Origin of the sequence: Ulvibacterium marinum, from assembly GCF_003626755.1 — a bacterium.
Taxonomy (GTDB): Bacteria; Bacteroidota; Bacteroidia; order Flavobacteriales; family Flavobacteriaceae; genus Ulvibacterium; species Ulvibacterium marinum.
Window position 1 is genome coordinate 850,639 of record NZ_RBCJ01000002.1, and the last position, 13,529, is coordinate 864,167.

Annotated in this window: 11 protein-coding genes; 5 read left to right on the plus strand and 6 right to left on the minus strand. The window is 40.7% G+C overall.

Annotation, left to right across the window (positions count from 1 at the left end; all coding sequences use genetic code 11):
• Positions 1-27: 27 nt before the first annotated feature.
• On the minus strand, positions 28-291 hold the full coding sequence (locus D7Z94_RS10885; RefSeq protein WP_120711578.1) for a DUF4834 family protein: 264 nt from the start codon (positions 289-291) through the stop codon (positions 28-30).
• Between the two features lie 125 nt (positions 292-416).
• Here D7Z94_RS10885 and D7Z94_RS10890 point away from each other — a divergent pair, with 125 nt between their 5' ends.
• A complete protein-coding gene (locus tag D7Z94_RS10890; protein WP_120711579.1) occupies positions 417-1,496 on the plus strand; it encodes a transporter in 1,080 nt (359 codons plus the stop codon).
• A 98-nt stretch (positions 1,497-1,594) separates the two neighbouring features.
• Positions 1,595-2,713 carry a GTP cyclohydrolase gene (locus D7Z94_RS10895; RefSeq protein WP_120711580.1) on the plus strand — a complete coding sequence of 373 codons (1,119 nt, stop codon included), beginning with the start codon at positions 1,595-1,597 and terminating at the stop codon, positions 2,711-2,713.
• A gap of 74 nt (positions 2,714-2,787) precedes the next feature.
• On the opposite strand, the gene D7Z94_RS10900 is transcribed toward D7Z94_RS10895, so the two are convergent.
• The 3 genes from D7Z94_RS10900 to D7Z94_RS10910 all read right to left on the minus strand — a co-directional run bounded on the left by D7Z94_RS10900 (position 2,788) and on the right by D7Z94_RS10910 (position 7,437).
• Positions 2,788-4,047, minus strand: coding sequence for an aminotransferase class I/II-fold pyridoxal phosphate-dependent enzyme (locus D7Z94_RS10900; protein WP_120712025.1), 1,260 nt, complete (start codon positions 4,045-4,047; stop codon positions 2,788-2,790).
• 129 nt (positions 4,048-4,176) lie between these two features.
• Positions 4,177-5,217: a PLP-dependent cysteine synthase family protein gene (locus tag D7Z94_RS10905; RefSeq protein WP_120711581.1), complete on the minus strand. Its 1,041-nt coding sequence runs from the start codon at positions 5,215-5,217 to the stop codon at positions 4,177-4,179.
• Positions 5,218-5,301: 84 nt separating this feature from the next.
• Positions 5,302-7,437, minus strand: coding sequence for a S9 family peptidase (locus D7Z94_RS10910; protein ID WP_120711582.1), 2,136 nt, complete (start codon positions 7,435-7,437; stop codon positions 5,302-5,304).
• Between the two features lie 62 nt (positions 7,438-7,499).
• Between D7Z94_RS10910 and D7Z94_RS10915 the strand changes: the two genes are divergently transcribed.
• Both D7Z94_RS10915 and D7Z94_RS10920 read left to right on the plus strand, forming a co-directional pair.
• Positions 7,500-7,826 carry a YbaB/EbfC family nucleoid-associated protein gene (locus D7Z94_RS10915; RefSeq protein ID WP_120711583.1) on the plus strand — a complete coding sequence of 109 codons (327 nt, stop codon included), beginning with the start codon at positions 7,500-7,502 and terminating at the stop codon, positions 7,824-7,826.
• A gap of 121 nt (positions 7,827-7,947) precedes the next feature.
• Complete coding sequence (locus D7Z94_RS10920; protein WP_120711584.1) at positions 7,948-8,271, plus strand: YegP family protein; 324 nt, start codon at positions 7,948-7,950, stop codon at positions 8,269-8,271.
• On the opposite strand, the gene D7Z94_RS10925 is transcribed toward D7Z94_RS10920, so the two are convergent.
• Entirely contained in the window at positions 8,266-9,288 is a 1,023-nt protein-coding gene (locus D7Z94_RS10925) for a threonine aldolase family protein (RefSeq protein ID WP_120711585.1), read from the minus strand. The two genes, D7Z94_RS10920 and D7Z94_RS10925, sit on opposite strands and share 6 nt — an antisense overlap.
• 63 nt (positions 9,289-9,351) lie before the next feature.
• On the minus strand, positions 9,352-11,760 hold the full coding sequence (locus D7Z94_RS10930) for a zinc-dependent metalloprotease (RefSeq protein WP_120711586.1): 2,409 nt from the start codon (positions 11,758-11,760) through the stop codon (positions 9,352-9,354).
• Between the two features lie 222 nt (positions 11,761-11,982).
• On the opposite strand from D7Z94_RS10930, the gene D7Z94_RS10935 reads away from it, so the two are divergent.
• The gene (locus tag D7Z94_RS10935) at positions 11,983-13,446 is read left to right on the plus strand and encodes a circularly permuted type 2 ATP-grasp protein (RefSeq protein WP_120711587.1); all 1,464 of its coding nucleotides are present in this window, start codon (positions 11,983-11,985) and stop codon (positions 13,444-13,446) included.
• Positions 13,447-13,529: the final 83 nt, after the last annotated feature.

The following is a 13,529-nucleotide window of genomic DNA, read 5'->3' on the forward strand; positions in this document are numbered from 1 at the left end:
ATGCGAAGGTTGATCAAGGCAAGATAATCAATCAATTTCCTCAAAGTCAATATATTCCCCTACTTTTTTGGAAGCGTTGAATTTTTTAGACGGTTTCTTGTCGATAATTATATCCCCTATAGGCTCATCTTGTTGTCCGTTCTGTCTTGCAAACTCATCAAACCTTTCCTTAAAATGGGCCTCCGTTTTTTTGGCGGCATAGCTAAAAAGTCTTGGAGCAAACATTCTGAAGAGCATCTTTACGAGATAGTAAACCAGCAGAAGTATTAAGATTACTTTTAAAAACCCCATATTATTTCAATTGTATTATATCAAAAGTACAATTCTAGCGTTGTATTATCAGGGCAAAAGTGCTAAAATAATGATAAAACCACTAAACGATATGCCCATTTAGACTATTAATCAGCAGTTTAAAGATGAAGCAACTCGTTCATTTGATTGTATTTAGCTTTTCAATTTCTACATTTTCACAATATACCGATGTTATAAACTCCAACCGGCCGGGACTTTCTGTAAGTGCCTATGCCGTGGGAAAAAATGTGGTTCAAGCGGAAATGGGTGTCTTTTATGAGCAACAGGACCATAACTTGTTGAATACCCAGTCCAATATCTGGGGGACCAACATTTCCTTACGATATGGGCTTTTATTTGAAGAATTGGAGCTCAATTGGGAAGGCACTTTTCAAAACCAAAACATCACGTTCGCTAATTTCGGAACCGAAGAATCGCGTACCAATTTCGGTATGAACCGTTTGGGTCTCAAGTTTTTGATTTATGACCGGTACAAGGCTCCTGAGCGTAACAAGCCCAATTTGTACAGTTGGCGTGCCAATAATCTATTTCAACTAAAAAACCTTATTCCATCCGTTTCCGTTTATGCCGGTGCAAATTTTGTATTGGGCGACAATCCCTTTTTTGCAGGAGACCCTACGATATCGCCTCGTATTATGGTAGCTACACAAAGTAGACTAACACCTAGGTTTGTATTGATCTCCAATATCGCCTATGATCGGATTGGAACCGATTTTCCCGAATGGAGTTATTTGGTTTCCCTATCCCATGCCTTCAGGAATCCAAAATGGAGTGTTTTTGTAGAGAATCAAGGTATAGACAGTGACAGATATTCCGATATACTGCTACGTAGCGGGGTAGCCCATTTGTTCAATGAAAACCTTCAGGCCGATATTAATCTTGGGGCAAGCTTTAAAAACAACCCATCCCGCATATTTGTTACCATGGGGGCATCTTACCGATTTGATTTCCACAAGGATACCTTTAAACCTATCGACGAACAGAAGGCCGGAGAAAATGGAGGTCCTATTCAAAAAAACTCCATGAAGAAAAAGGAACGTGAGGAAAGGAAGAAGCTCAAAAGAAGTAAAAATGGAAGCGGTGCAGAGGACATCGACTTGGGGCCTACAAAAAAGCAACTTCGAAAATTGAAAAAGGAAGAGAAAAAGAAAAAAAGTAGAGGTGGTGGGACCATTGCGTTCTAACTTTCAAAAACCTCATCGTTCAATACTCAATAATTTAGCAACGAGAATTTTACTACCAAGTTAAATATACCTAATATTGACCCTACAAAAACTACTGTATGGTCACCCTCAAAGAGGTCATATCCAAATCCGAGCTTAAGAAATTTGTGAAGTTTCCTTTTAACTTGTACAAGGGCTCTCAATATTGGGTGCCACCAATCATCAAAGAAGAACTGGAAACCTTTGATAAAACAAAAAACCCTGCATTCAAAACTGCAGATACCTGGTTTTTCCTAGCTTACAAAAATCAGGAAATCGTAGGGCGTGTAGTTGCTATCATCAACTGGCTTGAAATTAATGAACAAAAAATCAGGAAAATTCGTTTCGGTTGGTTTGACTTCATCGATGATACGGAAGTTTCGGAAGCCTTGCTGAAAAAAGTGAGTGAGATAGGCCAAGAAAATGGGTTGGAATATATGGAAGGTCCCATGGGTTTTTCCAATTTGGACAAGGTGGGAGTGCTGATTAAAGGATTTGACCATATTGGGTCAATGGTAACTTGGTACAATTATCCTTACTACGAAAAGCATTACGAAGAGGCTGGATTCATTAAGGAGAAGGAGTACGTGGAAAATAAATTCCCTGTTAAGAATGCCGATCCGGCGATTTTTACCAGAATGAACGAACTGGTAAAGCGGAGATATGGCCTAAAAGAGGTTAATTTCACAAAAACAAAGGATATTCTTCCCATGGTAGACCAGATGTTCGACCTCTTCAACGAAACCTACTCCAAATTGTCCTCATTTACACCGGTTACCGATCTTCAAAAAGCTTATTTCAAAAAAAAATATCTCGGTTTTATAAATCCGGAATACATTAAGTTCATTATAGATAAAAAAGATGATTTAATCGCCTTTGCTATTGTAATGCCATCGTTTTCCAAGGCATTGCAAAAGGCAAACGGAAAACTAATCCCTTTTGGACTATTTCATCTTTTAAAAGCCAAGAGAAACAGTAAAAATGTATTGTTTTATTTGATAGGAATCCATCCAGAATACCAGAATAAAGGTGTGACGGCCATCATCTTTAATGAATACTATAAAACCTTTACCGAGAAAAACATCGAGATGTGTTACCGAACTCCAGAGTTAGCCGATAATGTGGCCATTCGTCAAATGTGGAAGCATTTCAATCCCGTTATTTACAAGCATAGAAGAACGTATCGCAAAGAGCTCTAATAAATTATAGAAAGGACAAAACCATCATTAGAACTTGGAGTTTGGATATTGAGATTTACAAAATTTGGATTTTGTTATTCTCCCATAGCGGCAGCCACGGCTGCCGATAGCTTCTTGTACGTTCCATTTTGAAGACGTTCGCGAATAGCAGAAAAAGCGTCCAAAGTCTCATCTATATCTTCCAACGTATGTGTGGCCGTCGGAATCATTCGGAGTAAAATTAATCCTTTAGGTATAACAGGGTAAACTACTATGGAACAGAATATTCTATGATTTTCCCTAAGGTCTTTAACCAGTGCCATGGCCTCAGGAATACTCCCGTTCAAATACACAGGGGTGACACAGGTATTGGTGTTTCCTATGTCAAAACCCTTATTCTTAAGTCCGTTTTGCAATGCATTTACGTTTTCCCATAACTTGGCCTTGAGCTCTGGTTGGGTCCGTAACATTTCCAAACGTTTTAGGGCTCCCTTCACATAAATCATGGGCAGGGATTTTGCAAACATTTGGGATCGTAAATTGTATTTGAGGTAGTCTATGATTTCCTTGTCCGCGGCTAAAAACGCCCCAATACCCGCCATAGATTTGGCAAAAGTGGCAAAATACACATCAATATCGTCCTGAACCCCCTGCTCCTCACCGGCACCGGCACCTGTAGCTCCTAAGGTCCCAAAACCATGGGCATCATCCACCAACAGGCGGAATTGATATTTTTTCTTCAGGGCAACTATTTCCCTTAGTTTGCCTTGCTCTCCCCGCATACCAAAAACACCTTCGGAAATGACAAGGATACCCCCTCCGGTCTGTTCGGCCATCCTGGTCGCCCTCTCCAGATTCTTTTCCAGGCTATCTACATCATTATGCTTAAACGTGAACCGTTTTCCCATATGGAGGCGCACGCCATCAATAATACAGGCATGAGAATCTACATCGTAAACAATAATATCGTCCTTTGATACCAAGGCATCGATTGCAGACATAATACCCTGATAACCAAAATTCAATAAATATGCGGATTCTTTGTGTACAAAATCTGCCAACTCATTTTCCAGTCTTTCATGGTAGTCCGTATGGCCGCTCATCATTCGAGCTCCCATCGGGTAGGCAGCACCATGTTCCATTGCCGCTTCGCCATCAATCTTTTTAATTTCCGGTAAGTTGGCCAGACCCAAATAGTCATTTATACTCCAAGTAATGACTTCCTTACCCTGAAATCTCATTCGGTTGGAAATTGGGCCTTCCAATTTTGGAAAAACGAAGTAGCCTTCCGCCTGTGAGGCCCATTTTCCCAAAGGACCCTTATTTTCGGTTATTCTATCAAATAAGTCTCTCATGTAGCTTGGGTTGATTTTACCTGCAAAAATATGGATTTTTACCTTGGATTCATAAATTTTTACAAGCAAACAAAAAAGCAATGCCTAAACGGTATTGCTTTTTTGCCCACCACCAAGATGATGCTTAAGTTATTTTATAAATTGGATTTCTTGGGTCTCCTCCACGGTGTTACTATCAAAGAAACCTTGATCTTCCATCCATTTATCGCTGTATATCTTGCTCATATAACGCGAACCGTGGTCTGGGAAAATCATTACAATATTACTGTCCTTATCAAAGATATCCTTTTCGCTTAATTGCTTTATGGCCTGCATTACGGCGCCACTGGTATAGCCCACAAACATTCCCTCTGTCCTAGAAATCTCACGGGCGGTATGGGCACTTTGTTCGTCCGTAACCTTTACAAATTCGTCAATGGCTTCAAAATCCGTTGCTGCGGGAATTAGGTTCTTTCCAAGCCCTTCAATTCTATAGGGATAGATTTCCTTGGAATCAAACTCTCCCGTTTCATGATATTTTTTTAATACTGAGCCAAAGGCATCCACTCCTATGATTCTAATATTAGGGTTCTGTTCCTTTAAAAATCGCGCCGCACCGGAAATTGTGCCACCAGTACCGCTACAGGCCACCAAATGGGTAATATTTCCATTGGTCTGTTTCCAGATTTCAGGTCCTGTCGTTTTATAATGGGCGTCTATATTCAGTTCGTTGAAATATTGATTTATATAAATGGACCCTTTTGTTTCTTCATGCAATCGTTTGGCAACCTGGTAATATGATCTAGGGTCATCTGCACTTACATGGGCCGGACAGACGTAAACCTTGGCACCCATGGCTCGCAGCATATCTATCTTGTCCCTGGAAGATTTAGAGGTTACCGCGAGAATACATTCATAGCCCTTGATAATGCTTACCATGGCCAAGCTAAAACCGGTATTTCCCGAAGTCGTCTCTATTATGGTGCTACCTTCGGAAAGAATTCCCTTTCTCTCGGCTTCTTCTATGATATAGGCCGCTACGCGATCCTTTGAGGAATGGCCTGGATTAAAAGCCTCGACCTTGGCATAGAAATTTCCCTTGAGCTTGGCAGTTATTCTATCTAATTTAATAAGTGGGGTGTTTCCTATGAGTTCCAGGACATTGTTACAAGCATTGATCTCATGTTCCATAAAGGCGGTATAAGTTTTTGAATCAAACGGACTATTGAAAAATCCCTAAAATTCCTGGGCAAAATTACATTTTTTTTTGAATTATTATATTTTCCCTTCCAAATCTAATAAAAAGGCATATTCCTTTGCAGTTTCCTTCAAAGCTTCAAAACGACCCGAAGCCCCTCCATGACCTGCATCCATATTGATATTAAACAACAATAGGTTATCATCCGTCTTATGTTCGCGAAGCTTTGCTACCCATTTGGCCGGTTCAAAATACTGTACTTGGGAATCGTGCAACCCTGTTGTTACTAACATATTCGGATAGGCTTTTGCCTCAACATTGTCATAAGGTGAATAAGATTTCATATACTCATAATACTCCCTTATGTTGGGATTTCCCCATTCATCGTATTCCCCAGTGGTTAAGGGTATGGAATCATCGAACATAGTGGTTATTACATCTACAAAAGGTACTTGGGCAACAATTCCCTTATAGAGTTCGGGGGCTAAATTGGCCACGGCTCCCATAAGAAGTCCTCCCGCCGATCCGCCCATAGCATATAAATGATCCGGAGAAGTATATCCCATTTCTATTAAATATCGTGAACAATCTATAAAATCGGTGAAGGTATTCTTCTTCTTTAAGAGTTTGCCATCCTCGTACCATGGCCTACCCAAATACTCCCCTCCGCGAATATGGGCTAGTGCAAATACAAAGCCCCGGTCCAAAAGACTTAAGCGTACCGTTGAAAAATTAGGATCCAGGGTTACACCATAGGAACCATAGGCATATTGTAAAATAGGCGTATCCCGGTTTAAGGGTGTATCCTTGTGATATACAATTGACATTGGGATTTTTGCTCCATCCTTTGCGGTGGCCCATATGCGTTTTTCAAGATAGTTTTCCTTTTGGAATTGACCCCCAAGTACCTCCTGCTCCTTCTTCACCTCTTTCTCCTTGGTCTTCATGTTAAAATCGATTACCGAACTAGGCGTAGTCATGGAGTTGTATCCAAATCGCAAGGTATCCGTATCGAATTCCGGATTTCTACTCACATAGGCTGTATAGGTCTCACTCTCAAAAGGAAGGTAATACGTATCGGAATTGTCCCAGCGGGTAATCTTGATCCGGTTTAGACCGTTCTCCCTTTCAGAAAGCACATAATAATCCCTAAATATTTCAATATCTTCCAAAAGCACATCCTCGCGATGCGGAATAAACTTCTCCCATTTTTCGGAAGATGTATCTTCTTCGCCGGCCCTCATTAACTTAAAATTGGTTGCCTTATCCTTGTTGGTCAATATATAAAAAGCATCCTTATAATGAACTATTGAATATTCCAGTCCTCTTTCCCGTGGTGAAAAAATCTTGAACTCTCCATCCGGTTCGTCTGCCCTAAGGGTTCTAAATTCTGACGTTAGCGTGCTATAGGAACCTATAACGATGTATTTTTTGGATTTGGTCTTATACACATAGGTGCCAAAGGTTTCATCCTGCTCGTGAAAGACTTCTGTATCCGATGAGGACGGCGTTCCCAATTTATGCTTTAAGATTCTGTCGGCGCGTAAGGTAACGGAATCCTTCTTTACATAAAACAACGTTCGGTTATCATCTGCCCAAACCGATCCACCCGTGGTATCTTCAATTTTGTCATCATAAATCTCTCCGGTCTCCAAATTTTTGATTCGCAGGGTATACTGTCTCCGGGAAACCGTATCCACCCCAAAAACTGCTAATTTGTTATCCGGGCTAATACTAATGCCTCCTATGTTGAAGTATTCATGGTCTTTGGCCATTTCATTGCCATTGAACATAATTTCTTCCGCAGCATCCAAGGAACCTTTAAATCGACTATAAATCGGGTATTCCTTGCCCGTTTCATAGCGGGTAACATGCCAATAGCCATTCTGCTTGTAGGGAACCGATGAATCATCTTCCTTTATCCGTGACTTCATTTCGTTGAACAGCTTTTCCTGAAAATCCTTGGTATGCTGGGTCAATTTGGCATAGTACTCATTTTCTTGCTCCAAATAGGCGATCACGTCCGTATTGTCCCTTTCATTAAGCCAATAATAATCATCTATCCTAACTTCACCATGCGCAACCAATTCCTTATGCATTTTTTTGGCTACTGGAGCTGTTGTATCCGTCATATTTTTATTTTGCTGTGTACAGGAAATGGCAAAAATAACATATCCCAAAAAAACTATTGAACGTTCCACTTTATTAAACATGCAAATACAGTTATTTCGCACAATTTAGTAATTTTGAAGGTAACTAATCTAATTAACGCAATATGTTTGGAGATATGATGGGTATGATGGGAAAACTCAAGGATACCCAAAGAAAAGTAGAGGAAACCAGAAAACGGTTGGATACGGTAACATTGGAAGAAAGCACCCCTGATGGACTTCTAACTGTAGAAATTACCGCCAACCGGAAAATAAAGAAAATACAGGTCGATGATAGCCTGTTACAGGACAAGGAACAGTTGGAAGATTATCTTATCCTGACGTTGAATAAAGCCATTGAAAAGGCCACCCAGGTCAATGAAACGGAACTGGCCGCCGTGGCCAAGGAGGGCATGCCGAATATTCCAGGGATGGACAGTTTCTTCAAATGACTTGATCCCGCGAAAAAAAGAAGACCATTAGGTCCACAGTCTAACTTTGTTCTTCTAAAATTAATTCTTCATATCGTTTTTCAGATACAAAAGATGTAACTTTAGGAAAAGCTAAATGTAAATGGTTGCAATTGAGAAAAACAATGGGAACGGATACCGGTTTATTTTGAAATCAGAAAGTGGACAAACCCTTTTGAGCAGCATTCCATTTCCAAATGAATCCGAAGTCCAAAAATCCTTGCAAACACTTAAAAACTTAAAAAAGATTCCAATCGGTTTTGAAAGAAAGACCGACAATGAAGGTAAATTTCTTTTTAATATAAAGGATGATACCGGAAGTCTTATTGGACATAGCGAGCTTTATACTTCCGAGGCCGGAATGGAAAACGGAATAAAAAATTTAAAAAATCGGATTTATAGACTTTCCGATTTGGGCGAACTATAGCGCTTCCAAAATGGATAAAAAAATGTGATGCATCTCATCCGTATAGTCCAAATGGGTAACGATCCGTAATTTTCCCTGACCCATACCGATGATATAAACATTTTTCTCCTCCAGTTTTTGAACAAATGTTTCTGCAGAAATTAGATTCTCATTGATCTCAAATATGATGATATTGGTTTCTATCGGCTCTACCTTTTTAACGTAAGACAAGTTTTGCAGCACTTCCCCAATTACTTTGGCTTTGGTATGATCCTCTACCAATCTATCCCTGTGATGATCCAAAGCATAATTACCGGCCGCAGCCAAATAACCGGCTTGGCGCATTCCTCCACCCAATATTTTACGAATACGAAGGGCCCTATCTATTTTTTCCTCACTCCCAACCAAGACCGAGCCAACAGGACAGCCTAAACCTTTGCTTAGACACACGCTTATGGTGTCGAAAAGGTCGCCATATTGTTTTGGTGATTCGTTTCTTGCAACTAGGGCATTCCATAACCGGGCACCATCCAGATGGTACCCAAGGTTATATTTCTCACATACTTTTTTTATGCTTTGTAATTCCTGAAAATCCCAACAAGCGCCACCGCCTTTGTTCGTTGTATTTTCAATACAGACCAATGACGTTAACGGACTATGATAAAAATCGGGTGGATTTACGGCTGCTTCCACTTGCGAAGCGGTCATCATACCCCGCTTACCATCCACAAGTTTACAGGAGACCCCACTATTGAAACTAGCCCCTCCCCCTTCATAGTTATAGACATGGGCATACTTATCACAAATGAGTTGATCTCCTGGATTCGTATGCAGTTTAATGGCGGTTTGGTTGGTCATTGAGCCTGAAGGAAAAAAAAGCGCAGCTTCCTTCCCGAAAAGATTCGCAACCTTCGCTTCCAAGGCGTTTACGGAAGGATCTTCCTTAAATACATCGTCTCCAACCTCTGCGTTCATCATGGCTTCCAACATGCCAGATGTGGGTTTGGTGACCGTATCACTTATAAGGTTTATTTTCAAAGGATATTTTTTATGCTTTTAAATGAAATTTTCGCTCGAATATAAACTATGTTTTTGAACTGTCTAGTGGAAACAATCCATTCCAATGGGCGAGCCATCCGGAATTTTGGGAGCAGAATTCATTTTGAACTTATCCGGGTGCTCATAAAAATTACGGATACGGCGTAGCATTTCCAAAGCATCGATCTGCTCCAGGGCTTTGCCGAAATTGGTTTCATTTATACTTTTTAGTTTGTCATTGGCCAAGGCATTCACCCCTGGGTGCACATATTTGTTGGCGGCTAAATTCATCAGATGGTCCAACACCTTAAAGTTTATGCTGTTCTGTACCTCAAACAGATAGGGATCTTTGTGAACTCTTCCCAATGTGTATACGATTACCATGTCCAATACCTCCTCAAGACCTAAATTCTTGGGGTCCAAAGCTTTTTGCTGTATTAAACGTGAGGCACGTTCCGGATGCAATAAAAAACCCAGGGTCATATCGGCCGCAGTTTCGGCCGCGGACAACGGGTCGAACGAAACCCCGGTCTTTCCTTTTATGGATTCCCTTGTCCTAGGATAGCCAAAGGCCCTAGGAGGGAACAATGTTAGTTTCTCCTTAGGGATAGCGATTACAGAAGCGTTCAAGGTCTTTACCAAACCCGTCAACGCTTGCCGCTGTATAGCGGAATTTGCGATTTCCAAGGTGGTCTGCCCGTCCCCTTTAACTGCATAATTATATTCCATTCCCCCCACCATTTTGGCCACAGCTTCGGTCTGGTAACGGTGAAAAAAATACAATGGGACAAATACGTCTTCCAAAACAGTGTTAGGCTCACCAGACCGGATGTTGTCCAGTGAAAAATTAGAAATGGCGGTCTTTCTGACTTCAAGTACTTTATCCAACTCTTCACTTGCATTGGTTCCATTATCCCACAGATGTGCCAATATATGTGAACTTCCAGCCGGACGCGCATCTTGATCGGTAATGAAACGAAGGCCTTCTTCCCTTGCCTTTTCCAAAATTTGATCAAGACCTTGTTTTTCATCGGTACCTTCAGGGAAATCCATGTAGGAATAGGCGACCGTTACCTTGTCCCATTCCCCAATTCCCGTTGCATAAGCATTAGAAAAATCGATTTCCTTTTTTTTGACCGAAAATTGAGGATGCGGATAATCCATTACTGAAGTCCTGCCATTGGTACTGGCTGCAAAATTATGGGCAAAACCAAGGGTATGACCAATTTCATGTGCGGAAAGTTGCCGAATACGGGCCAATGCCAGTTCGAGCATAGGTTTATAGTTATCGTCCCTTTCGGCAAAAGGTTTGTTCATCAAGGCTTGGGCTATCAAGAAATCTTGACGTATACGTAAACTTCCCAAGCTTACATGTCCTTTTATGATTTCCCCGGTACGTGGATCCGTAATACTACTTCCATAGCTCCACCCTCGGGTAGAACGGTGTACCCATTGAATAACATTATATCGGACATCCAATGGGTCCGCATCATCAGGTAATATCTTTAGTTGGAAGGCATCTTTATATCCAATGGCCTCAAACGCCTGGTTCCACCATCTACCCCCTTCCAAGAGAGCAGACCGAACTGGTTCTGGAGTACCGTTATCCAAATAATAGATAATAGGATCTATGGCTTCACTGACTTTCAGGGAAGGGTCTTTTTTCTGCAATCGATGTCTGGTAACAAAACGTTTTAAAATAGGTTCTTGGATGGGAGTGGCATAGTCGTAATAGGAAAAGGGGTAGGACCCACAGCGCGGATCAAATTCCCGCTTCTCGTATCCATCGTCAGGTAGTTCTATAAAAGAATGGTGTTGGGCCACAGTAACCAATGAAGGATTTGGTGTCACGGACTTTATCCAGTCGTCTTTAGGTTCGCCCTCGAAAGTCAACATAACATCAAATTCTACATTTTTTGGGAAGGCTTTGGTACGATCTATATCCACAGCACTTTTGGACTTATCCAACTTATAGGTTCCTTGTCCCCTACTTTTTAAGCGTTGGGATACCCCATGCGCATCCCGCATCAAAAAATCGGTCAAGTCTATGATGTAGCTGCCATTGATTTCCCCTTCAATTTTGGCTCCAAAAAGTATTGATTTGGCAAAGGCTTGCCTTACGGATTTCCGTTCCAAGACATTATCCGTAAGCGCACGAAACTTAAGATTGGGTTGTACTAAAAAAAGTTTGTTACCGGCTTTCTTAAAATATACAACCTGTTCATTGCCTAATTGTCCCCTATCCAGTCCTATATCATTACTGCCTATTCCACTACTAAGCGAATAGGCATAAAGAAACTCCTTTTCCAATTTCAAGGTATCAACTGCCAGAAAGGTTTTCCCATTTCCCTCATCATGATAAAAATTAAAAAGTCCCTCGAATTTTGTATGGCCCATGTTCGTTTCATCAAATTGGGCACCAGAGGATTGAACAAAAAAAACTGAAATGAAAATAAAAATAAAATGCCTCATGGGATTAACAAGGTATGTTGGATAATACCTGTAAGTTAGATAATAAAATGTATTCAAAAAACCTTAAATGCAAATACCTGGAGGTATTTAAATTCTTAAAAATAAAAATTGCAGAAATTGTCCTTTATTTTTGAATGTATCACTAAAAAATAATAGGATTATTGAGAATTATACATAGAAAGATATGCTTAAAACCGTTATCTTAAAGCAAAACAAAATCATATGGAAAACCTCGGAAATCAGATATTCTCCTCTTACCAAAGAAATCCTGATCTATTTGATGAAATATTCGATAAAGATGGGTCTGTAAAGGATGTTTACAAGACCTTGTTCGATCTCTATGGAGGGCATTCCATTCAAGATTATGTACGATTGAACGAAAAGGCCAAATCGTCATTTTTCAATCAAGGAATTACCTTTCAAGTGTACGGGGAAAAGGAAGCCAAGGAGAAAATTTTTCCTTTTGACCTTTTTCCAAGAATCATTGATACCAATGAATGGGATATCATAGAACAGGGATCCATACAGCGCAGCAGGGCACTTAACCTATTTCTATGGGATATCTATCACGATAAAAAAATCCTTAAACAAGGCATTGTGCCTTTGGAACTTATAAGTTCATCGGACAATTATTTGCATCAGATGATCGGCGTTAATCCGCCGGGTGGAATTTACAATCATATTTCCGGAATAGATGTCATTAAGCACACGGATGGCGACTATTATGTTTTGGAAGATAACATCAGATGTCCATCTGGAGTGAGTTATGTTATTTGCAATAGAACGGCACTGAAAAGGGCACTTTTTGGGGTTTTCAACCATTACCAGACCCATACCGTGACCAATTATGCAGAAAATCTTTTGGACCTTTTGGAAACGACAAAGCCTAAAGGAGTGGATATCCCAAACACGGTTGTAATTACTCCGGGAATGTACAATTCTGCCTTTTATGAACATTCTTACCTGGCCAAGACCATGGGCGTAGAACTCGTAGAGGGCCGTGACCTATTTGTAGAAAATGATTTTGTGTATATGAAAACCATACAAGGTCCGGAACGGGTAGATGTAATTTATCGACGTATTGATGACCAGTTCATAGACCCACTGGAATTTCGTCCAGATTCGGCCTTGGGTGTGCCCGGTTTGTTCGCAGCCTACAAAAAGGGCAATGTTACCTTGGCAAATGCTCCGGGCACCGGTGTTGCAGATGATAAGGCGGTCTATACCTATATGCCCGAGATTATTAAATACTATTTGGACGAAAAGCCAATTATCAAAAACGTACACACCTACCACTGCAGTCGCCCCGATGAGCTTAAGTATGTTTTGGAACATATACCCGAACTTGTAATAAAACCAGTTGATGAGGCAGGAGGGTACGGAATATCCATAGGGAATAGATTGTCCAAGGATGAGATTGAGAAGGTAAAAAAGCAGATTTCGGAAGCACCAAGAAAATATGTGGCCCAACCTATAATGTCCCTTTCCGTCCATCCCACTTACATTGACCAAAACGAATCATTTGAACAAAGACATATAGACCTTAGGACTTTTACCGTTTTGGGCAAAGATCGGGAGTTTGTATTAAAAGGTGGTCTCACCAGGGTGGCCCTAAAAAAGGGAAATTTAATAGTAAACTCCTCACAGGGGGGTGGATCTAAGGATACTTGGGTCCTTAAAGAATGAACGGTATGTTGCTTCCTGTGGGTATGCGGGTAACGTTCAGTACATGAATCCATACTACTACTCGGTTTCATTAAAAAAATAAA

Coding starts and splice junctions, on each gene's coding strand:
- D7Z94_RS10885 (WP_120711578.1), bottom strand. CDS start 291: ATGGGGTTTTTAAAAGTAATCTTAATACTTCTGCTGGTTTACTATCTC.
- D7Z94_RS10890 (WP_120711579.1), top strand. CDS start 417: ATGAAGCAACTCGTTCATTTGATTGTATTTAGCTTTTCAATTTCTACA.
- D7Z94_RS10895 (WP_120711580.1), top strand. CDS start 1,595: ATGGTCACCCTCAAAGAGGTCATATCCAAATCCGAGCTTAAGAAATTT.
- D7Z94_RS10900 (WP_120712025.1), bottom strand. CDS start 4,047: ATGAGAGACTTATTTGATAGAATAACCGAAAATAAGGGTCCTTTGGGA.
- D7Z94_RS10905 (WP_120711581.1), bottom strand. CDS start 5,217: ATGGAACATGAGATCAATGCTTGTAACAATGTCCTGGAACTCATAGGA.
- D7Z94_RS10910 (WP_120711582.1), bottom strand. CDS start 7,437: ATGTTTAATAAAGTGGAACGTTCAATAGTTTTTTTGGGATATGTTATT.
- D7Z94_RS10915 (WP_120711583.1), top strand. CDS start 7,500: ATGTTTGGAGATATGATGGGTATGATGGGAAAACTCAAGGATACCCAA.
- D7Z94_RS10920 (WP_120711584.1), top strand. CDS start 7,948: ATGGTTGCAATTGAGAAAAACAATGGGAACGGATACCGGTTTATTTTG.
- D7Z94_RS10930 (WP_120711586.1), bottom strand. CDS start 11,760: ATGAGGCATTTTATTTTTATTTTCATTTCAGTTTTTTTTGTTCAATCC.
- D7Z94_RS10935 (WP_120711587.1), top strand. CDS start 11,983: ATGGAAAACCTCGGAAATCAGATATTCTCCTCTTACCAAAGAAATCCT.